The 19,737-nt window shown below is 59.8% G+C and carries 20 protein-coding genes; 12 read left to right on the top strand and 8 right to left on the bottom strand.

Going from position 1 to position 19,737, the window contains the following annotated elements:
- The first annotated feature begins 159 nt into the window (after positions 1-159).
- Positions 160-1,950, top strand: coding sequence for an aspartate--tRNA ligase (aspS, locus tag WGT02_RS08755; protein WP_024316622.1), 1,791 nt, complete (start codon positions 160-162; stop codon positions 1,948-1,950).
- Positions 1,951-2,127: 177 nt separating this feature from the next.
- Here the strand turns inward: aspS and WGT02_RS08760 are convergent, their stop codons facing one another.
- A complete protein-coding gene (locus tag WGT02_RS08760; RefSeq protein WP_208248261.1) occupies positions 2,128-3,315 on the bottom strand; it encodes a hypothetical protein in 1,188 nt (395 codons plus the stop codon).
- Between the two features lie 236 nt (positions 3,316-3,551).
- On the opposite strand from WGT02_RS08760, the gene parC reads away from it, so the two are divergent.
- On the top strand, positions 3,552-5,807 hold the full coding sequence (parC, locus tag WGT02_RS08765) for a DNA topoisomerase IV subunit A (protein WP_208248259.1): 2,256 nt from the start codon (positions 3,552-3,554) through the stop codon (positions 5,805-5,807).
- A gap of 155 nt (positions 5,808-5,962) precedes the next feature.
- On the top strand, positions 5,963-6,472 hold the full coding sequence (locus tag WGT02_RS08770) for an SRPBCC domain-containing protein (RefSeq protein ID WP_024316619.1): 510 nt from the start codon (positions 5,963-5,965) through the stop codon (positions 6,470-6,472).
- Here WGT02_RS08770 and WGT02_RS08775 read toward each other — a convergent pair.
- From WGT02_RS08775 to hemB, 4 genes are all read right to left on the bottom strand, one after another.
- The gene (locus tag WGT02_RS08775; protein WP_024316618.1) at positions 6,411-7,298 is read right to left on the bottom strand and encodes a DMT family transporter; all 888 of its coding nucleotides are present in this window, start codon (positions 7,296-7,298) and stop codon (positions 6,411-6,413) included. The genes WGT02_RS08770 and WGT02_RS08775 overlap by 62 nt on opposite strands.
- On the bottom strand, positions 7,299-8,075 hold the full coding sequence (locus WGT02_RS08780) for an arginyltransferase (protein WP_024316617.1): 777 nt from the start codon (positions 8,073-8,075) through the stop codon (positions 7,299-7,301).
- 179 nt (positions 8,076-8,254) lie between these two features.
- Positions 8,255-8,713, bottom strand: a complete 459-nt coding sequence (locus tag WGT02_RS08785) for an RDD family protein (protein WP_024316616.1) — start codon at positions 8,711-8,713, stop codon at positions 8,255-8,257.
- 74 nt (positions 8,714-8,787) lie between these two features.
- Positions 8,788-9,801 (bottom strand): porphobilinogen synthase, encoded by a 1,014-nt coding sequence (hemB, locus tag WGT02_RS08790; protein WP_208250471.1) that lies wholly within the window; start codon positions 9,799-9,801, stop codon positions 8,788-8,790.
- A gap of 133 nt (positions 9,802-9,934) precedes the next feature.
- Between hemB and WGT02_RS08795 the strand changes: the two genes are divergently transcribed.
- The 8 genes from WGT02_RS08795 (at position 9,935) to WGT02_RS08830 (ending at position 17,468) form a co-directional block, all read left to right on the top strand.
- On the top strand, positions 9,935-10,372 hold the full coding sequence (locus WGT02_RS08795) for a DUF6163 family protein (protein WP_024316614.1): 438 nt from the start codon (positions 9,935-9,937) through the stop codon (positions 10,370-10,372).
- A gap of 129 nt (positions 10,373-10,501) precedes the next feature.
- On the top strand, positions 10,502-11,017 hold the full coding sequence (gene ldtR, locus WGT02_RS08800) for a transcriptional regulator LdtR (protein ID WP_007801049.1): 516 nt from the start codon (positions 10,502-10,504) through the stop codon (positions 11,015-11,017).
- Between the two features lie 186 nt (positions 11,018-11,203).
- Positions 11,204-12,049 (top strand): hypothetical protein, encoded by an 846-nt coding sequence (locus tag WGT02_RS08805; RefSeq protein WP_024316613.1) that lies wholly within the window; start codon positions 11,204-11,206, stop codon positions 12,047-12,049.
- Positions 12,050-12,431: 382 nt separating this feature from the next.
- Positions 12,432-13,736, top strand: coding sequence for a murein L,D-transpeptidase (locus WGT02_RS08810; RefSeq protein ID WP_024316612.1), 1,305 nt, complete (start codon positions 12,432-12,434; stop codon positions 13,734-13,736).
- A 214-nt stretch (positions 13,737-13,950) separates the two neighbouring features.
- On the top strand, positions 13,951-15,249 hold the full coding sequence (gene glyA, locus WGT02_RS08815; protein WP_024316611.1) for a serine hydroxymethyltransferase: 1,299 nt from the start codon (positions 13,951-13,953) through the stop codon (positions 15,247-15,249).
- A gap of 9 nt (positions 15,250-15,258) precedes the next feature.
- Positions 15,259-15,735, top strand: a complete 477-nt coding sequence (gene nrdR, locus WGT02_RS08820) for a transcriptional regulator NrdR (RefSeq protein ID WP_007531462.1) — start codon at positions 15,259-15,261, stop codon at positions 15,733-15,735.
- Between the two features lie 3 nt (positions 15,736-15,738).
- Entirely contained in the window at positions 15,739-16,848 is a 1,110-nt protein-coding gene (ribD, locus tag WGT02_RS08825; RefSeq protein ID WP_024316610.1) for a bifunctional diaminohydroxyphosphoribosylaminopyrimidine deaminase/5-amino-6-(5-phosphoribosylamino)uracil reductase RibD, read from the top strand.
- Positions 16,848-17,468: a riboflavin synthase gene (locus WGT02_RS08830; protein WP_024316609.1), complete on the top strand. Its 621-nt coding sequence runs from the start codon at positions 16,848-16,850 to the stop codon at positions 17,466-17,468. Before ribD ends, WGT02_RS08830 begins: the two co-directional genes overlap by 1 nt.
- Here the strand turns inward: WGT02_RS08830 and WGT02_RS08835 are convergent.
- The 3 genes from WGT02_RS08835 to WGT02_RS08845 form a co-directional block, all read right to left on the bottom strand.
- Positions 17,431-17,967 (bottom strand): GNAT family N-acetyltransferase, encoded by a 537-nt coding sequence (locus WGT02_RS08835; RefSeq protein WP_024316608.1) that lies wholly within the window; start codon positions 17,965-17,967, stop codon positions 17,431-17,433. The genes WGT02_RS08830 and WGT02_RS08835 overlap by 38 nt on opposite strands.
- A gap of 25 nt (positions 17,968-17,992) precedes the next feature.
- Entirely contained in the window at positions 17,993-18,496 is a 504-nt protein-coding gene (locus WGT02_RS08840) for a cupin domain-containing protein (RefSeq protein ID WP_024316607.1), read from the bottom strand.
- 98 nt (positions 18,497-18,594) lie between these two features.
- Positions 18,595-18,945, bottom strand: coding sequence for a hypothetical protein (locus WGT02_RS08845; protein ID WP_208248257.1), 351 nt, complete (start codon positions 18,943-18,945; stop codon positions 18,595-18,597).
- A 335-nt stretch (positions 18,946-19,280) separates the two neighbouring features.
- On the opposite strand from WGT02_RS08845, the gene WGT02_RS08850 reads away from it, so the two are divergent.
- Positions 19,281-19,736, top strand: a complete 456-nt coding sequence (locus WGT02_RS08850) for a 6,7-dimethyl-8-ribityllumazine synthase (RefSeq protein ID WP_208248255.1) — start codon at positions 19,281-19,283, stop codon at positions 19,734-19,736.
- Position 19,737 lies beyond the last annotated feature (1 nt).

The following is a 19,737-nucleotide window of genomic DNA, read 5'->3' on the forward strand; positions in this document are numbered from 1 at the left end:
ACCGCTGCCATAAACCGCTCTCAAAGCGCAGGCTTGGTGCTCCAACCCTTGACAAATCAGACCGTCCATGCGCTTTTCCGCCCGATTTTCTTGTCGGCGCGGGAGAGCCATTGGAGCCCCTTGCCGCCGTCTTTAAGCCAAATACTGGGAATTGAGATGATGCATCGTTACCGCAGCCACACATGTGCAGCCCTCCGCAAGTCGGATGTCGGCGCCAATGTCCGGATTTCCGGCTGGGTCCACCGTGTTCGTGACCATGGCGGCGTTCTCTTTATTGACCTGCGCGACCACTACGGCATCACCCAGGTCGTCGCCGATCCGGATTCGCCCGCCTTCAAGCAGGCTGAACTGGTTCGCGGCGAGTGGGTCATCCGCATCGACGGCCTCGTCAAGGCTCGTACAGAAGACACCGTCAACAAGAACATGGCGACCGGCGAGATCGAACTTTACGCGCAGGAGATCGAAGTGCTCTCCGCTGCCAAGGAATTGCCGCTGCCGGTCTTCGGCGAACCTGACTATCCGGAAGACGTGCGCCTGAAGTACCGCTTCCTCGATCTGCGCCGCGAGACGCTGCACAAGAACATTGTCAAGCGCACGCAGGTCATTTCAGCCATGCGCCGCGAGATGGGCAATATCGGCTTCACCGAATACACGACACCCATCCTGACGGCCTCTTCGCCGGAAGGCGCACGCGACTTCCTCGTGCCGAGCCGGATTCATCCCGGCACGTTCTACGCGCTGCCGCAGGCGCCGCAGCAGTACAAGCAACTGCTGATGGTCGCCGGTTTCGACCGCTACTTCCAGATCGCGCCGTGCTTCCGCGACGAAGACCCGCGCGCCGACCGCCTGCCGGGCGAATTCTACCAGCTCGACCTCGAAATGAGCTTCGTCGAGCAGGAAGATGTCTGGAACACGATGGAGCCGGTCATTCGCGACATCTTCGTCGAGTTCGCAGACGGCAAGCCGGTGACGGAAACGTTCCCGCGCATTCCTTATGAGACCGCGATGCGCAAGTACGGCTCCGACAAGCCGGATCTCCGCAACCCGATCGAGATGCAGGCCGTCACCGAGCACTTTGATGGCTCCGGCTTCAAGGTCTTCGCCAACATGATTGCCTCGAACCCGAAGGTCGAGGTCTGGGCTATTCCGGCCAAGACCGGCGGCTCCCGCGCCTTCTGCGACCGCATGAACGCCTGGGCGCAGAGCCAGGGTCAGCCGGGCCTCGGCTACATCTTCTGGCGCAAGGAAGGGGAGAAGCTCGAAGGCGCCGGTCCGCTCGCCAAGAACATCGGTGAGGATCGCACCGACGCGATCCGCACCCAACTCGGCCTTGATGACGGTGACGCCTGCTTCTTCGTCGCTGGCGACCCCGCGAAGTTCTACAAGTTCGCCGGGGAAGCCCGCACCAGGGCTGGTGAGGAACTGAACCTCGTCGATCGCGATCGCTTCGAATGCTGCTGGATCGTCGATTTCCCGTTCTACGAATGGTTGGAAGAGGAAAAGAAGATCGACTTCGCCCACAATCCGTTCTCGATGCCGCAGGGCGGCATGGAAGCACTCAGCGGTGCCGATCCGTTGTCGATCAAGGCTTTCCAATACGACATGGTCTGCAACGGCTTCGAGATCGCTTCGGGATCGATCCGTAACCAGCTGCCGGAAGTCATGGTCAAGGCCTTTGAATTGACCGGTAAGTCGCAGGCGGAAGTCGAGGAGCAGTTCGGTGGCCTCTACCGTGCCTTCCAGTACGGCGCCCCACCGCATGGCGGCATGGCCTTCGGCATCGATCGTATCGTCATGCTGCTCGTTGGCGCCAAGAACCTGCGCGAAATCTCGCTGTTCCCGATGAACCAGCAGGCGCAGGATCTGCTCATGGGCGCTCCGACTCCGGCGACGCCGACGCAGCTGCGCGAACTGGCGATCCGCCCGATTCCGCCGGTCAAGAAGGACTGAGCAGGTCTGTTTGAACACAAAAAGCCGGCGACCGATTTCGCCGGCTCTTTTGTTTCTAGGGCCGATCAGATCGCAGCGTAGATCGCCTCGCATCCAGGCGCGTGACGGTCGGCTCGCAAATACAAGAAACCCGGCGGGCAATTGCGCGCCGGGTTTCAAATACTCAAGCTCGGCACATCAATCGTTGGCCGAAACCTTCACGCCGAGAACCTGCGGCAGCGTGTTCGGTGCGCCCATCGCGGCCCCCATGATCATCGGGAACGGTACGGGCTTTGCTGGAGCAGCGGCAAGCGTCAAGTTCTTCGGGTCGTCGAGGAAGGTGTTGACGGCCGCCGACACGGCGTTCTGTAGCTCCGGAATGTTGAGCTGCGCCAGCATGATCGGCGTCATCGCCTTCAGCGAATCCGCCATCTGCTGGCCGGAGATGTTCTGCTGGCTGCCGGCGTAATCGAGCGCGCGCTTGGTAATGGAGGCGTCGTCGAAGCGGATCTGGGCGCTTTCAAACGACAGCTGCTGCATCAGTCCGAGCATCGAGAGGCCGAGAGCCTGCTGCGCTTCTTCCTTGTTCTGGTTCGCTTCGGCCTGCTTGGCGGCTTCCTGCAGCGACTTTATGAAGGGCATGGTGTAGCCGGAGATTTTGAAGGCGAGGTTCAGCTTGCCGATGTTGTTGAAGTCGAACGCGAATTCGGAAACGTCGATCGTGCCGGGTGTCAGTTCCCAAGCGCCCTTCATGGTGATGTCGCCTTGGATGTGCTGCAGCGCCAGCTTGTCGATCGCTTCCTTGCTCTGAGCGTCGCTTGCCTTGCTGAGATCGGCCTTCAGGCCCTTGAAGGCACCATCGAAATCGAAGCCGGACTCGTCTTCGCGAAGCGTCAGGTTGACGTCGCTTTCGGTGATCGAGAACAGCTCGGCGCCGTTCTGGACGACCTTCACCGGGCCGCTGTGGGCGTTCTCGTAGAGCAGCATGGCGTCGAGCCCTTCGCCCTTCGGATCGGCAGGGATCGAAATGCCGTTAAGCGTCAGATCGGATGCCGTGAAGGTGGCGCCTTCGCTCGTGGCGCTGATGTTCGGGAAGGACGCTTCCTCGACATAATAGCCGCCGTCGTCGTCTGCCTCGACGCTCGTCATGGTGATGTCGCCGATCGACACCGCTTCGCCGCTGTTTGCCTTGAAGCTCGCCTTCTTCAGCGTCACTGTCGTGCCGTCGACATTGACACTATCGGCAACGATCGTGCCGCCCTGCTGGCTATAGGCCGCGTTGATCTTCTTCAGCAGATCCTGGCCATCGAGAGCGAAGGCGGAGCCGGCGAGAGAAAGAAAGGCAACGCCCGAAAGCATCAGCCGTGTCGTCCGGTAAAAAGTCATCTGGGGTCCCCTAGTGGCGGTTCGTAGCGACGGCTCAATTCGTGGCCGATCTACCTTGGTTCAATCGCGGTTTATATTTGCGGATTTCTAAATTTGTGTTGAAGGGAAAACGAAACAACGACCAAATTCAGGCAAAGTGTCGCGGCGCATTGTTTTCCTGTCCTTCGAAGACTTCATCCACAGCCGGAATGCCCGGATTCCTTGCTCAAAAGGGTCATCTCGGCTAGTCAGGACATATGGGACAAGAGATTTTGCCGCCCTCTGGCGGAGACGACGATAGTATCCTTCCGGTCGATCTGAAGGCGGCGCTCGAAGAGCGATACCTTGCCTATGCGCTATCGACCATCATGCACCGCGCGCTCCCGGACGTGCGTGATGGCTTGAAGCCGGTGCACCGCCGTATCATTCACGCCATGAGCGAAATGGGCATTCGGCCCAATTCCGCCTTCAAGAAGTGCGCCCGTATCGTCGGCGACGTCATCGGTAAGTTCCATCCGCATGGCGACCAGTCGGTTTACGATGCGCTGGTGCGCCTCGCGCAGGATTTCTCGCAGCGCTATCCCGTCGTCGACGGGCAGGGCAACTTCGGCAACATCGACGGCGACAGTGCTGCCGCCTATCGATATACCGAAGCGCGCATGACCGAGGTCGCGGGTCTGCTGCTCGATGGCATCGAACAGGATGCGGTCGATTTCCGGCTAACCTACAACGAGGAAGACGAGGAGCCGGTCGTTCTGCCGGGCGCCTTCCCGAACCTGCTTGCGAACGGTTCGTCCGGTATTGCGGTCGGCATGGCAACGTCGATTCCCTCGCACAATGTCCACGAGCTATGTGATGCCGCGCTTCACCTCATCAAGCACCCCGACTCTACGGTGGAGAAACTGGTCGAGTTCATTCCCGGTCCGGACTTCCCGACTGGCGGCATTATCATCGACGGCCGTGAAAGCATCATCGAGGCCTACAAGACCGGCCGTGGCGGTTTCCGCACACGCGCCAAGTGGGAGATCGAGGATCTCGGCCGCGGCGGCTACCAGATCATCGTCACCGAAATCCCGTTTCAAGTGCAAAAGTCCCGCCTGATCGAAAAGATCGCCGAACTGCTGCTGGCGCGCAAGCTGCCCTTGCTCGAGGACATCCGGGACGAATCCGCTGAAGACGTTCGTGTCGTGCTGGTGCCGAAGAACCGCACGGTCGACCCGACGATCCTTATGGAATCCATGTTCAAGCTAACGGAGCTGGAAAGCCGCTTCCCGCTGAACATGAACGTTCTTTCGATGGGGCGCATCCCGCGCGTCATGGCTCTGAATGAGGTGCTGAAGGAATGGCTCGACCATCGGCGCGACGTGCTGCAGCGCCGCTCGCGCTTCCGTCTGGCCGCCATTGACCGGCGCCTAGAAATCCTCGGCGGCTTGCTGATCGCTTACCTAAATATCGATGAAGTCATCCGCATCATCCGCGAAGAGGACGAGCCGAAACCGGTGATGATCGCGCGCTGGTCGCTCACCGACAATCAGGTCGAAGCGATCCTGAACATGCGATTGCGCTCGTTGCGCAAGCTCGAGGAGTTCGAGATCCGCACGGAGTTCGACGAACTCACCAAGGAGAAGGGCGAGATCGAGGCCCTGCTGGCATCGGACGAAAAGCAGTGGCAGACGGTCGCCTGGGAAATCGGCGAGGTGAAGAAGAAGTTCGCGAAAGCAACCGAGCTCGGCCGCCGCCGCACCCAGTTCGCCGAGGCGCCCGAGGCCGACGAGCAGGCCATCCAGCAGGCGATGATCGAGAAAGAACCGATCACCGTCGTCGTCTCCGAAAAGGGTTGGATCCGCGCACTGAAGGGGCACATCTCCGACACCGCGACCTTGACCTTCAAGGAAGGCGACGCGCTGAAGGTTGCCTTCCCGGCGCAGACGACCGACAAGATCCTCATCATCACGACAGGTGGCAAGGCCTTCACCCTAGGCGGCGACAAGCTGCCTGGCGGTCGAGGCCACGGCGAACCACTGCGCATCATGATCGACATGGAAAACGATCAGGACGTCCTGACCGCCTTTGTGCACGATCCGGCCCGCAAGCAGATGATCGTCTCGACGGCCGGCAACGGCTTCGTCGTTGCCGAAGCCGACATGGTGGCCAATACCCGCAAGGGCAAGCAGATCATGAACGTCTCCATGCCTGATGAGACGAAGCTGATCGTTCCCGTCAGCGGCGACCATGTCGCCGTCGTCGGCGAGAACCGCAAGCTGCTCGCCTTCCCACTGGCGCAGGTGCCGGAAATGGGTCGCGGCAAGGGCGTTCGCCTGCAGCGCTACAAGGATGGCGGCATCTCGGACGTGCGCTGCTTCGCGATCGCTGACGGGCTCGTCTGGGAAGACAGCGCCGGCCGCACCTTCACCAAGAACAAGGACGAGCTTGCCGAATGGCTCGCTGATCGCGCGACAGCCGGCCGCACCGTTCCGAAGGGCTTCCCGCGCAGCGGCAAGTTTGCCGGCTAAGACAAAAAATATTGGCCTCGCTCTTGGCGAGCGAGGCAACTCCTCTACCTCTGTCCTGTAATCACAACATGGACAGACATCATTCCGCAGGCGGACGGAATGATCGAATGTGGCGCTTCAGGGAAAACGTCATGTCCGATCACGGAGGAATGTTGATGAGTGCTTGCAATACCATCACCTTGAACGTTGCGCATAGTTTCAATGCCTCGCCCTGCGCTGTCTATGACGCATGGCTGAACCCGCAAATCGCAAAACGATTCCTCTTCGCGAGCGACGAAGGCCGCGTTATCCGCGCCGATATCGATCCGAAGGTGGGCGGCCATTTTCTCGTCATCGACCGGCGTCCGACAGGTGACGCGGTCCATTACGGCGTGTTTCTGGAATTGCGCCGGCCGCGGCGAATGGTCTTCTGCTTCTCGGCAGCGGAGCATGACCACAACGCAGATCGAATCCAGATCGACATCGAACCACTGGCCGAAGGCACGCGGTTGACACTCTCACACGAAATGTGCGCCGAATGGGGGCAGTTCGAGGAGCAGACGCGACAGGGCTGGGTTCATGTGATGCAAGGGCTTGAACGCGAGCTCGAGGCGATGCAGGTGGTCAATGCGCCAGAGATTGTCGCGCAAGCCGCCTCCGAACCATCCAAAGCGAGTGCGCCATAATCGCAAAGACCAGGATCGCGCCGCCGATGAGCGTCATCGTCGGGGGCGTTTCCGCGAAGACCAGCCAGATCCAGATCGGAGCCAGAATGGTTTCGAGCAGATAGAACATGCCGACTTCGGGCGCTGATAGATAGCGTGGTCCCGTGGCGAGGCACCAAAAGGCAACCGGCATCAGAAGTGCGCCATTGAGGATGATCCAGGCCGGATGTTCTATGGCGAGCCCGCTCGGCAATGCCTTGGCAAAGCCGAGGATGGCGGGCAGGGCGGCGGCAAGCAGGGGCACGAAGCCCATGTCCCGGCGTGATGCCCGGCCGACCGTAATTGCCGATGCAAGGATAAAGGCGCTGAGCAGCGCCATGGCATCACCAAAGACATGGCCGCCGGCCAATCCATCATGCACGATCAAGCCAACACCGAACACCATCACCGCCATGGTGACGAGCGTGGATACCGAAGGGCGTTCCTTGAGGAACACCCATGATAGAAGCGCTCCGAACATCGGATTGAACGCGACGATGAAGACCACATTGGCTGTTGCCGTATTGAAGACGGCAAGCAGGAAGGTCAGCGTCGAACAGCCATAGAGCAGTCCCGCCGCAAGGCTGTGCCTGCCGGGCACGAGCACCGGCCACGTGCCTTTGACGTAGCTGGTAAGGCAGATCACCAGCACCGCGACGGCAACCGTCGTGAGGCTGCGCATGCCGAGGATCGACCACATGTCTCCGTGTGCAAGGCGTACCAGCGGAATATCCATGGAAAGGGCCAGACCGCCGATCGCCGTCAGCAGCAGACCCTTCCGATGATCGGAGAGGGCAGGGAGGGGCATTTAGTAGCGTGTGCTTTCGGGCATTGTGGAGGGATCGAAACGTTCCCAGCCGCGCGAAGTCAGGTGCTCCTGTGGCTGGAAGCGAGTCTTGTAGTCCATTTTCCGCGACCCTTGAACCCAGTAGCCCAGGTAGACATGCGGAAGACCCAAAGCCTTTGTGCGCTTGATGTGATCAAGAATCATAAACGTACCAAGGGAGCGTCGATCCATGTCAGGATTGAAGTAGGAATAGACCATGGACAGGCCATCGCTCATCGTATCTGTGAGAGCGGCGGCCAGCAGCTCACCCGTCGGGCGCTCTTCGAGGCCAGCGCCTTCCTTTCGAAGCCGATACTCGATGATCTTGGTGTTCACATGTGTATCCTCGACCATGATGGCGTAGTCGAGCACGGTCATGTCGGACATTCCGCCCTGTTGGTGGCGAAAGTCGAGATAGCGTCGGAATAGCGAGTATTGCTCGCTGGAGGGCTGAGCGGGGAATTCGGTGGAGATGATATCGGCATTCGTCGCCAACACCCGCTTCATTGATTTCGTCGGCAGGAACTCCTGCGCGAGGATACGGACGGAAATGCAGGCACGGCAGGCCTCGCAGGCCGGTCGATAGGCAATGTTCTGCGACCGGCGAAAGCCGCCTTGTGTCAGGATATCGTTCATCTCCGCTGCGCGGGGGCCGACGAGATGTGTAAAGACCTTGCGTTCCATCTCGTGGGCCAGATAGGGGCACGCAGCCGGAGCAGTCAGATAAAACTGCGGTGATGGCGTCGTCTGCGTATTCATCTGTTGCGGAGATTTCCTTCGGTTCGTTGCTTGTCTGACAGGATGACTTAAGAATAGAAAACGTCAACAGCGGGGCCGGTCTCCTGCCCCTTGTCGCGCGTTATACTTTTGGATATGGCGCCGAAAGGCTCCCGGCAAAGGCCAGGAGCAGCGTTTATTTTAGCTTGTAGCGGGCCTGATCAGGCGGTGCGTACCGTGACGGTGCCCACCAGAAAATCGTGGATCAACCGGCTGCGCTCGGTGAATAGGCCGACCAGCAAGATCAGCGGCGTCAGAACGGAGTTCAGGATCCAGAAAAGCGCCAGGTGAACGATGGCGGTCAGAAAGTCCATCCGCTGGCCATCGACACGCACGATCGCAATCCCCATTGCGCGCATGCCCAGAGAGGCTTGATTGGGGCCGCCCACCGTAAAACCGAAATAGAGGCCCGCGACGATCAGGAACAGCGCCGGATAAAGAAAGAATCCCAGCCCCAGTGTGACGATCGACAAGAAGAAAAGCACGACCGCTGCCGGGATGCAGAGCAGCAGGACGATCACGTAGTCGAGGATGAATGCGAAGACACGACGGCTCAGCGTGCCGCTATAGGCGCGCCAGTCGTCCGGTGCAGCATAAAGCGGGTTGGGAGTGAGCGTCATCGTTGCGGTCTCCTTTCGAGAAAACGATGCCGCTGATATGGTATCGCTTCCTGGAAATGCAATATTGGGCGCAATCAGCGCTTGGTGAGGATCCTGGCCACCTCGACCGCAAAATAGGTGAGGATGCCATCGCAGCCCGCACGCTTGAATGACAGCAGGGTCTCCAGCATCGCGCGCTCGCCGTCGATCCAGCCATTCATCGCGGCAGCCTTGATCTGTGTGTACTCACCGGAAACCTGATAGGCGAAGGTCGGCAGACCGAAGGCCTCCTTCATGCGCCAGCAGATGTCGAGATAGGGAAGTCCTGGCTTGACCATCAGCATGTCGGCACCTTCCTCCACGTCAAGCGCGGCGTCGCGGATCGCTTCGGTGCCGTTTGCCGGATCGATGTAGTAGGTCTTCTTGTCGCCCTTGAGCAGTCCACCGGTCGAGATCGCCTCGCGGTAGGGGCCGTAGAAAGCTGAGGCGAATTTCGTGGCATAGCTCATGATGCCGACGTTCTGATGCCCTGCGGCATCGAGCGCGCGGCGGATGGCTCCGATTCTGCCGTCCATCATCTCCGAGGGGGAAATGATGTCCGATCCGGCATCGGCCTGCATCACAGCTGCGCGCGCGACCTGATCGACCGTCTCGTCGTTGACGATCTCGCCCTGTCGCAGGATCCCGTCATGGCCATGGCTCGTGAAAGGATCGAGCGCCACATCGGTGATGACGCCGATGCCGGGCACCGCTTTCTTGATCGCGGTCGTTGCCTGGTTGATCAGGTTGTTGGCTTCGAGACTGTTCGAGCCGGTTTCGTCGCGCAGTTCCATCTCGATATTGGGGAAGGTCGCGATCGCCGGGATGCCGAGGTCAGCCGCTTCTTTCGTGGCTTCGACGAGCTTGTCAACACTCATGCGGTTGACGCCGGGCATCGCCGGTATCGGCTCGACGATGCCGGTGCCCGGCACGACGAAAACCGGCCAGATGAGATCGTCGACCGTCAGGCGGTTTTCCTGCACGAGGCGGCGCGTCCAATCCGCCTTGCGGTTGCGGCGCATGCGCCGATGGCCGGTGATTTCATCGACGAGGTGGGTCTTGTCCTGCATGGTCGTTCCAGCTTTTGCCATTCCAATTGTCGAACCGCTCATTATCATGGCGTCGCCGAAATCCAAACCGGACGATTGGCCGCAATCGATGAGGCGCTGGCGAAGTCGCAACCACAACCCTATTGTTTGAGACATGGACGCTGATTCTCCGACGATACCGAAACGGACGCTGACCAGCGTTCTCTTCATCCTGTTCCTGCGGCTTGTCGCCATTTCCTGCTTCTGGTTCGGATTGCAGTATTGGGCGATGCTTGTCGGCTATTCGCTTGTGGGGGCAGGGCGCTTCGATCTGCTCAGCCTTCCCTGGAAGGTCGCAAGCACCTGCCTTGCCGTTCTCTTCCCTGTCGCGTCTCTCGGGCTGTGGCTTGCCGTGTCCTGGGGACCGGTTATCTGGGTGCTCGCGGCAGGCGGACAGATCATCATGTACGGCTTCATGCCGGAGATTTTCGGGGGCAATCGGCTGATCGTTCTGCTGCATTTTGCGGTAGCCCTGGTCTACCTGGGATTCCGCGCCGCGCTCTGGTACGAGAAGCGCAAGCGGCGCCAGCAGGTAAGCGTTGATTTACCCTGATACAACGTGGGTTTCCGGTAAGGCACTGTTAAGCCTGCGGTTTAAGTAGAATTTTATTTGTATTCGATAGGGTCTGTCTCAAGGCGGGAAGAAAACCAACACCGCCAAACAAACAGTGAGGCAGTCATCATGAACACGAAAATCAAGCCGCAGGCGGTATCGAACTTCCGTGACCAGCAGGAACAGGGCATCCGTGATCTTTACATGGAATCCCTTCATCTTGTTGAACGTCTTCACCGCCGTCTGCTCGACGTCATCAAGGATGAGTTCGACCGTCAGGGTCGCAGCGACGTCAACGCCGTCCAGGCGCTTCTTCTCTTCAATATCGGCAACTCCGAGCTGACCGCCGGCGAACTTCGCTCTCGCGGTTACTATCTCGGCTCCAACGTCTCCTACAACGTCAAGAAGCTGGTCGACCTCGGCTTTATCAACCATCAGCGCTCGCGCATCGACCGTCGCTCGGTCCGCATCAGCCTGACGGAAACGGGCCAGGACATCGCCGAAACCGTCGCCAAGCTCTATGAACGCCATATCGGCTCGATCGACAAGGTCGGCGGCATCGGCACCGACGAATTCACGCAGATGAACAAGCTGCTCACCCGTCTGGACCGCTTCTGGAACGACCAGATCCTCTATCGCCTGTAACCTTTTAAGCCAACTTCCCTGCTGGCTTAATGGACCTCCAAGGCACGAAAGGGCGCAACGGTATTCCGTGGCGCTCTTTTCGCCGTTTGCTGCGCCTCGTTGCGGGGGCTACATATTTGGTCGCCGACTTGATAATGACGTCCGCACGAGTCTAGGGTTTTTCGCGTGAGCCAGGAGTTGCAGGTCATGACGTCAGCTGTATTGGCTGCAAGTGGTGGGGTGAAGCAGGTCATCTGCATAAGCTGGGGAACCAAGTACGGCGCCCCCTTCATCAACCGCCTCTACGCCATGGTGAAGCGCAACATTACGCCGCCCTTCACTTTCACTTGCTTTACCGACGACCGCGCCGGCTTGAATCCAGAAATCCTATGCGAAGACCTGCCGCCGCTGGATGTCGAGAACATGCCGGTGAGGACGAAGGGCATCTGGCCCAAGGGGCGGCTTTGGGGTCCGAAGCTTGGAAATTTGAGCGGCCCGGTCCTGTTCCTGGACCTCGATCTGGTGATTGTCGGCTCTCTCGACTCGTTCTTCGAGGTTGGCGAACCGGATGACGTCATCCTGTCGCGCAACCAGACGACGCCGTTCGAACGCCTCGGGCAGACCTCTCTCTTCCGCTTCCCGGTCGGCAAGCTTGTTCCGTTGCAGGAGACGTTCCGCGCCGATCCGCAGGGCGTGGCTGACAAGTACGAATTCGAACAGCGCTTCGTGACACGAAATGCGCCCGGTGGCGCGACGTTCTTTCCCCGCCGCTGGGTCCTGCACTTCAGGCAGGATTGTCGCTGGCCTTTCCCTTTGAATTATTTCCTGACACCGCGCCTTCCCGCGAACGCCCGGGTGATCCTCTTTCCACGCGATTTTCATCCGCAGTTCGCGGTCGAAGGGCGCTTCGGTCTGAAGGGGCGTGCCGCGCCGCCGCTTGATCACATCTCGCATATGTTCGATCCGGAGCGGCGGAGGAACAAGTCGCTGTTTCGTTATCTGCGCCATTATATCCGCCCAACCCCGTGGGTGGCCGACCACTGGCGCGAGTAATCCGGACCGCGTCGGCGATTTCGTGACATCTTTGCAACGCATGGCAGGCAAGCATAATCGCCTGTATTCAAGCCGTTTTTTAGCCGCTATTAACCGCCACATTCTGTGGATCGGTATGGTTTTTCGCGCATCGCCCGCCACCGACGGTTGAGCGTGGTGCAGGGCGACACGAATTGGCCATATTAGCATGTCAGCGGAAATACACGGCAAATGGCGCTTCCCCAATTGAGGTCCGATAACCTCGCGCTCCCTGCATGCAATCATGTGATCGCCGGCAGAGAGATTGTGCGATGCGCCGTGGCGACGGGTTGATAGAGATTTGCGTTCTCGCAGGGATAGCGAAGCCGCCGGTCTCTCAAGGGCAATTTAGTGGTTGGGATGAATGTCGAAGAAAATCGGAACTGAAGCTTTCTCTCGTCGCGCGTTTCTGACGTCTGCGGCAATGGTCGGCGCGGGCGCTCTGGCAGCCCCCGCATTCGCGCAATCGGCCATCGATTCGCTCATCAATGCTCCGCAGCGGGGCGATTGGGACGACCAGTTCGATGCGAAGGCCGCATCCCGCACGGCGACAGCCGTCGTTTCGAACACGCCGATTCTCGGGCCGCAGTCGGTGCCGAGCATCCAGCAGGCGATCGCCCAGTATCAGCAGATCGCTTCCGCGGGCGGCTGGCCGGAAGTGAGCCCAAGCCAGCAGCGTCTGCAGATCGGTGTGAATGATCCGGCCGTCCAGAGCCTTCGTCAGCGCCTGATTATCACCGGCGACCTGCCACGCGAAGCGGGCATTTCCAGCGCATTCGACTCCTATGTCGACGGCGCCGTCAAGCGCTTCCAGGCGCGCCACGGGCTTCCGGCTGACGGTGTCATCGGCGAGTTCACCTTGAAGGCCATGAACATTCCGGCTGACGTTCGCCTGCAGCAACTGAACACAAACCTCATCCGCATTCAGACGTTCCCGGAAGAACTGGGACGCCGCCATGTGATGGTCAACATTCCGGCGGCTTATGTCGAGGCAGTTGAAGACGGCAGCGTTGCCACGCGCCATGCAGCCGTCGTCGGCCGCATCAGCCGTCCCACGCATCTCGTCAACTCGAAGATCTACGAGGTCATCCTCAATCCGTACTGGACGGCACCGCGGTCGATCGTCGAAAAGGACATCGTGCCGCTGATGCGCAAGGATCCGACCTACCTCGAGAAGAATGCCATTCGCCTGATTGACGGCAAGGGCAATGAGGTGGCGCCGGAAACGGTCGACTGGAATGCCGAGAAGGCGCCAAACCTGATGTTCCGTCAGGACCCAGGCAAGACCAACGCGATGGCCTCCACGAAGATCAATTTCTACAACAAGAACGGCGAGTACATGCATGACACGCCGCAGCAGGGCCTTTTCAACAAGCTCATGCGCTTTGAGTCATCCGGCTGTGTCCGCGTTCAGAATGTTCGCGACCTGACGACGTGGTTGCTTCGCGAGACCTCGCCGTGGTCGCGTCAGCAGATGGAGCAGGTCATCACGACCCGCGTCAACACGCCGATCAAACTCGCTGAAGAAGTGCCGGTTTACTTCGTTTACATCTCAGCCTGGGGCATGCCCGATGGCGTCGTGCAGTTCCGCGACGATATCTACCAGCTCGATGGCAATGCCGAACTCGCGCTCGACACGACGGCGGGCACCGAGCAGCCGGTTCAGTAGCGTCATGCATTTGAATTGGGAAACCGCGCTGGGAGGCGCGGTTTTTTGTGTTTCCGTCCCTCTGCCGGATTCCTGTGATCAGCACAGTGAGGTAGAGGTGAGCTAGGCGCGGTATTTGTTGCGCGTAGATTGCCTAGCAAATGTCGTTCTTCGTATTGCCCTTGACAGGGCGGGACGCTAATACCTTCGCGCATTCCAGTTGAGGAGCCCGCCCATGACAAATGCTTCTACCCAGACCTTCTTCAATCGTTCGCTTGCCGATACCGATCCGGACATCTTCGGCGCGATCGAAAAGGAGCTCGGCCGCCAGCGGCATGAGATCGAGCTCATCGCCTCGGAAAACATCGTTTCTCGTGCGGTGCTGGAAGCCCAGGGCTCCATCATGACGAACAAGTATGCCGAGGGATATCCGGGCAAGCGCTATTACGGCGGCTGCCAGTTCGTCGACATCGCCGAAGAACTGGCGATCGAACGCGCCAAGAAGCTCTTCGGCGTCAACTTCGCCAACGTTCAACCGAACTCGGGTTCGCAGATGAACCAGGCCGTGTTCCTCGCGTTGCTGCAGCCGGGCGACACCTTCATGGGCCTCGACCTCAACTCGGGCGGTCACCTGACGCATGGCTCGCCGGTCAACATGTCCGGCAAGTGGTTCAACGTCGTCTCCTACGGCGTCCGCGAAGGCGACAACCTGCTCGACATGGACGAGGTCGCCCGCAAGGCGGAAGAGCACAAGCCGAAGCTCATCATCGCCGGCGGGACTGCTTATTCCCGTATCTGGGACTGGAAGCGCTTCCGCGAGATCGCTGACTCCGTTGGCGCGTACCTCATGGTTGATATGGCTCACATCGCTGGTCTGGTTGCAGGTGGCCAGCATCCGTCGCCGTTCCCGCATTGCCACGTTGCCACGACCACGACCCACAAGTCGCTGCGCGGCCCGCGCGGTGGTGTGATCCTGACCAACGACGAGGATCTGGCGAAGAAGTTCAACTCGGCCGTTTTCCCGGGTCTCCAGGGCGGTCCGCTGATGCACATCATCGCAGCCAAGGCCGTTGCCTTCGGCGAAGCGCTTCAGCCTGAGTTCAAGGACTATGCGGCCCAGATCGTCAAGAATGCCAAGGCGCTTGCCGAAACGCTGATCGCCGGTGGCCTCGACGTCGTCTCCGGCGGCACCGACAACCACCTGATGCTCGTCGACCTTCGCAAGAAGAATGCGACCGGCAAGCGGGCGGAAGCAGCGCTTGGCCGCGCCTACATCACCTGCAACAAGAACGGCATTCCGTTCGATCCTGAAAAGCCCTTCGTTACCTCGGGCGTGCGTCTCGGCGCACCGGCCGGCACGACGCGCGGCTTCAAGGAAGCGGAATTCAAGGAAATCGGCAACCTCATCGTCGAGGTTCTCGATGGCCTGAAGGTCGCCAACTCCGACGAAGGCAACGCCGCCGTCGAAGCCGCAGTACGTGGCAAGGTGATGAACCTCACCAACCGCTTCCCAATGTACGACTACATCGGCTAAGGATAGCGCATGCGCTGCCCATTCTGCGGATCGGAAGACACACAGGTCAAGGATTCACGCCCGGCGGAGGACAACACGTCCATCCGCCGGAGGCGTATCTGTCCCGACTGCGGCGGTCGCTTCACGACCTTTGAACGCGTGCAGTTGCGGGAGCTGATGGTGTCGAAGAAGACCGGCCGCAAGGTGCCGTTCGATCGCGACAAGTTGGTGCGTTCTTTCGAGATCGCGTTGCGCAAACGCCCGGTCGACCGCGACCGCATCGAGCGCGCGGTCTCCGGTATAGTTCGACGGCTCGAAAGCTCCGGCGAAGTCGAGATCAGCTCCGAGCAGATCGGCCTGCAGGTGCTCGAGGCGCTAAAAAGCCTCGATGATGTCGGCTTCGTTCGCTACGCCTCGGTCTACCGGGATTTCTCGCACGCCGAGGATTTCGAGAAAGTCATTTCCGAGATCAACGCCAAGATCGCTCGCGATCCCCTGGACAACTAGCCCATGAGCGCTTCGGAAGACGACGCGCGTTTCATGCAAGAGGCGATCCGCCTGGGTCTCCTGCATCTCGGCCAGACATTCACCAATCCTTCGGTCGGCTGCGCCATCGTGCTTGACGGGCAGATCGTCGGCCGTGGAGTAACGGCAGTTGGCGGGCGACCTCATGCCGAGCCGCAGGCATTGGCCGAAGCCGGAAAACTGGCGCGGGGCGCCACTGCCTACGTGACGCTGGAACCCTGCTCGCATTACGGCAAGACGCCGCCCTGCGCCGAGGCGCTGATTGCCTATGGCGTCGGTCGCGTCGTCATCAGCGTGACCGATCCGGACCCGCGTGTTTCGGGTAGGGGTATTGCCAGGTTGCGCGATGCCGGGATCGAGGTCGAGTCCGGGATTCTCGAAGTTGAAGGCAAGCGCTCGCTCGCTGCCTATCTCACGCGGCAGACGAAGAACCGGCCCTATGTGACTCTCAAGCTTGCGGTTTCCGCTGATGGCATGATCGGGAAAAAGGGCGAGGGGCAGATCGCAATCACCGGTCCTGCCGCACGCGCCGAGGTCCAGAAGCTGCGCGCTGAAACCGATGCGATTCTGGTTGGGATCGGCACGGCTATCGCCGACGATCCCTTGCTGACGGTTCGCACGCCTGGCCTTGAGACGCGATCGCCGATCCGCGTCGTGCTGGACGAAAATCTGTCCTTGCCGCTGGACAGCAGGCTGGTGACTACCGCAAGGGAGGTGCCGGTCATCGTCGTCGCAACCGAGCCGCCCCGCTTCGACAACAGCGAGGACGAGGCTTTCCTCGCACGTCGCGCAGCGCTGGATCGGGCAGGCGTCGAAATCGTCCAATGCAATCCCAACCGCCCGGACGAGCTGCTGCCCGCGCTCGCATCGCGCGGCATTTCCTCGCTTGTCGTAGAAGGTGGCGCGCGGACGGCGAAGCTCTTCCTTGATGCCGGATACGTCGATCGCATTCTCTTCTACCAGGGACCGGTCGTGATCGGGCAGGACGGTATTGAATCGCCGGTGACGACGACCGATATGCCATCGGGCTTCCTGCACAAGGGCACCTTCATGTTTGGCGACGATCGCCTGGACGAGTACGAAAGAGAGCTTTGATGTTTACCGGAATTGTTACCGACGTCGGCACGATCGAATCCGTTTCGCCGTTGAAGGAAGGCATCAAGCTGCGTGTCGCCACTGCCTATGATCCGGCGACGATCGACATGGGCGCCTCGATCTCCCACTCCGGCATCTGCCTGACGGTGACCGGCTTGCCTAGCGACGGCAGCAACGGGCGCTGGTTCGAGGTTGAAGCCTGGGAGGAAGCGCTGCGTCTGACGACCATCGGGACGTGGAAGGAAGGAAGCCGCATCAATCTCGAGCGCTCTCTGAAGATCGGCGATGAGCTCGGCGGTCACATCGTTTCCGGGCATGTCGACGGCAAGGCCGAGATCCTCTCCGTCACCGAAGAGGGCGATGCGACGCGCTTTCGCCTGCGGGCGCCCGAGCATCTCGCCAAGTTCGTCGCACCCAAAGGCTCTATAGCCCTCGACGGCACATCGCTCACCGTCAACGCGGTTGATGGGGCCGATTTCGACGTGCTGCTGATCCGTCATACGCTCGAGGTCACGACCTGGGGCGAGCGCAAGGCCGGAGATTTCGTCAATTTCGAAGTCGACACCATGGCGCGGTACGCCGCTAGGCTGGCTGAGTTCCCGACCGCGAAAGCAGAATGACCTCTCCATTGTAGTTGCATCGCTGGATTTCGCGGAAGCCGAGCTTACGTGCGAGGCGCAGCGAAGCGTCGTTTCCCGGGTCGATGATGCAGGTCATGGGTTTGGAGGGGAAGCGTTTTTCTGCCCAGGCGATCAGCGCGGTTAGCGCTTCGCAGGCGTAACCGCGGCCTTGCGCGAAGGGCATGAGGCCCCAACCGGTTTCCAAGGTGCCTTCCGTGGAGACCGGATGCATGTCCCGCTTCATGTCAAGAAAGCCTGCTTCTCCGATGAAGCGTCCTGACTGCTTTTCCTCGATCGCCAGAAACCCGAAACCCATGTGATGCCACATGCCTGCGACGCGAAGCAAGCGTGCCCAGGCCTGTTCGCGGGTGGAGGGCACACCCCCGATGAAGCGCACCACCGCTTCGTCGCTCCACATCGTCTGGTAGTCCTCAAAATCGTCAACGGTATGCGGCCGCAGCAGCAACCGCTCGGTCTCGATGGTCAAAATGCTGGTCATTTCGAAATGCTCTCCTGAATGGGCGTCATGCACCGGGTTCCCCATCCCAATAATCCAGGTTGCTGCTTTCGCTGCCGATGAAGCGAAAGCGGTTCGTTTGCGCTCCGTCGCGATTGGTCTTGGCAAGAAATTTGCCGGAATCCGGATATTCGACAATCTCGGTCTTCGCCATTGTCGAGATGCCGATGTAAATGAGAGGCGTCGAACCTGTGTTGATGATCTGGTGGGCGGTCTCTTGTCCTCCGGCTGGAGCACCAAGCGTGTCGCCCTTCCGGATTGGATAGCGGTCAGGACCGAAGCGATACTCGCCGGTGCCTTCAATAACGAAGAACAGTTCATCCTCCACATGATGGTTGTGGAACGGACAGCTCGATTTGCCGGGCGGCACTTCATTGTAGCTTATGCCAAGACCGGCGAGGCCGAGAAGCGACCCGAACGAGACATCTGCGCTCTCGTACAGATCTCCTTGCTTCCAGTGCTCAAGCTTCACATCGGCGACGTTGATCACTGGCTTCGATATGCTGGGCATTTGCTCCTCCTGTTTCCGGGGAGGAGGCACCATCCTGTGGGAAAATACAACCGCAAAGCATAATATCGGGCGACAGCCTTCCGCTGCCGCCCTTGCTTTTATCGATAGTAGACGGTGATACCGCCATCGGCGGCCTGGTCGGCATTGACGATGTTTCCCAACAAGACGCCTCTGGCGTTGAGTTGATGCACAAGTGGCTTGTTGACGGCAATGCCGGCGCGGATCATTTGGATGTCGTTCAGGCTGCGTGCGGCAAACGACTTGGGGTCACCGATATTTCCCGAGCCGCCGTGATCGTACACCTGCCGAACATCGAGATTGCCGCCTCTAAAGCTGCGCAGCGTTAATTCGATGCCCGACGGGGTATTCATATCGAGGCTTTCCGCACGGTCGGCGTCTGCGAAGGCGAGAGTGGCGACTGCGGAGGCGATGGCGGCAACGCGATTCATGGGAGTATCCTTTCATCTGCTCTGACGATCGGTTGTCGGCAGTGGATCGTCAGCGTTACACAGGTGAAATTGGTGTCGGGATGATCCGCCTTCAACTGATAAGTATCTGGGATTTAGTTACAAATTGTTCATGCGGTTCGCCCTTCATTTGCCATCTTCGAGGCGCCGGGAAGCTGTCGCGGCAACGCGATGCGAGGATTGTCCGCCACGCCCTTGCCGTGATTCCAAGATTTCGCATCCAATCCATGTTCGGAATTTGCTTGCCATTCGGGTCGTGGCGTGTTTTGACCGCGGCCTGCCGAATGGCGAAGTCCTCTAGCTACCCAAGGTGAAGCATGGCGCGAGAAACCGCTCCCCACATTCTGATCGTTGAAGCACGCTTCTACGACGACATGGCCGATGCCTTGCTTGAAGGCGCGACTTTCGCGTTGAAAGAGGCCGGCGCGACCTATGAGGTAGTCACCGTTCCCGGCGCTCTCGAAATTCCGGCGGCGATTGCCATGGCGCTCGACGGAGCAGATAATGACGGTACGCAGTACGACGGGTACGTCGCCCTTGGCATTGTTATCCGTGGCGAGACGTATCATTTCGACATCGTGTCGAATGAATCCTCGCGTGCGCTGATGGATCTGGCAGTGAGCGAGTCCATTGCCATTGGCAATGGTATTCTGACGGTGGAAAATGACGATCAGGCATGGGCCCGTGCCCGCCGTTCGGACAAGGACAAGGGCGGTTTTGCCGCCCGCGCAGCTCTCACGATGATCGAGCTGAAGAAGAGATTGGGTGCATAAC

The sequence above is a fragment of the Rhizobium sp. T1470 genome (assembly GCF_042140505.1).
Classification (GTDB): Bacteria; Pseudomonadota; Alphaproteobacteria; order Rhizobiales; family Rhizobiaceae; genus Rhizobium; species Rhizobium favelukesii.

Bases quoted from the DNA above. Each gene is read 5' to 3' on its own strand.
- aspS (WP_024316622.1), top strand. From the start codon at position 160: ATGCATCGTTACCGCAGCCACACATGTGCAGCCCTCCGCAAGTCGGAT.
- WGT02_RS08760 (WP_208248261.1), bottom strand. From the start codon at position 3,315: ATGACTTTTTACCGGACGACACGGCTGATGCTTTCGGGCGTTGCCTTT.
- parC (WP_208248259.1), top strand. From the start codon at position 3,552: ATGGGACAAGAGATTTTGCCGCCCTCTGGCGGAGACGACGATAGTATC.
- WGT02_RS08770 (WP_024316619.1), top strand. From the start codon at position 5,963: ATGAGTGCTTGCAATACCATCACCTTGAACGTTGCGCATAGTTTCAAT.
- WGT02_RS08775 (WP_024316618.1), bottom strand. From the start codon at position 7,298: ATGCCCCTCCCTGCCCTCTCCGATCATCGGAAGGGTCTGCTGCTGACG.
- WGT02_RS08780 (WP_024316617.1), bottom strand. From the start codon at position 8,075: ATGAATACGCAGACGACGCCATCACCGCAGTTTTATCTGACTGCTCCG.
- WGT02_RS08785 (WP_024316616.1), bottom strand. From the start codon at position 8,713: ATGACGCTCACTCCCAACCCGCTTTATGCTGCACCGGACGACTGGCGC.
- hemB (WP_208250471.1), bottom strand. From the start codon at position 9,801: ATGCAGGACAAGACCCACCTCGTCGATGAAATCACCGGCCATCGGCGC.
- WGT02_RS08795 (WP_024316614.1), top strand. From the start codon at position 9,935: ATGGACGCTGATTCTCCGACGATACCGAAACGGACGCTGACCAGCGTT.
- ldtR (WP_007801049.1), top strand. From the start codon at position 10,502: ATGAACACGAAAATCAAGCCGCAGGCGGTATCGAACTTCCGTGACCAG.
- WGT02_RS08805 (WP_024316613.1), top strand. From the start codon at position 11,204: ATGACGTCAGCTGTATTGGCTGCAAGTGGTGGGGTGAAGCAGGTCATC.
- WGT02_RS08810 (WP_024316612.1), top strand. From the start codon at position 12,432: ATGTCGAAGAAAATCGGAACTGAAGCTTTCTCTCGTCGCGCGTTTCTG.
- glyA (WP_024316611.1), top strand. From the start codon at position 13,951: ATGACAAATGCTTCTACCCAGACCTTCTTCAATCGTTCGCTTGCCGAT.
- nrdR (WP_007531462.1), top strand. From the start codon at position 15,259: ATGCGCTGCCCATTCTGCGGATCGGAAGACACACAGGTCAAGGATTCA.
- ribD (WP_024316610.1), top strand. From the start codon at position 15,739: ATGAGCGCTTCGGAAGACGACGCGCGTTTCATGCAAGAGGCGATCCGC.
- WGT02_RS08830 (WP_024316609.1), top strand. From the start codon at position 16,848: ATGTTTACCGGAATTGTTACCGACGTCGGCACGATCGAATCCGTTTCG.
- WGT02_RS08835 (WP_024316608.1), bottom strand. From the start codon at position 17,967: ATGACCAGCATTTTGACCATCGAGACCGAGCGGTTGCTGCTGCGGCCG.
- WGT02_RS08840 (WP_024316607.1), bottom strand. From the start codon at position 18,496: ATGCCCAGCATATCGAAGCCAGTGATCAACGTCGCCGATGTGAAGCTT.
- WGT02_RS08845 (WP_208248257.1), bottom strand. From the start codon at position 18,945: ATGAATCGCGTTGCCGCCATCGCCTCCGCAGTCGCCACTCTCGCCTTC.
- WGT02_RS08850 (WP_208248255.1), top strand. From the start codon at position 19,281: ATGGCGCGAGAAACCGCTCCCCACATTCTGATCGTTGAAGCACGCTTC.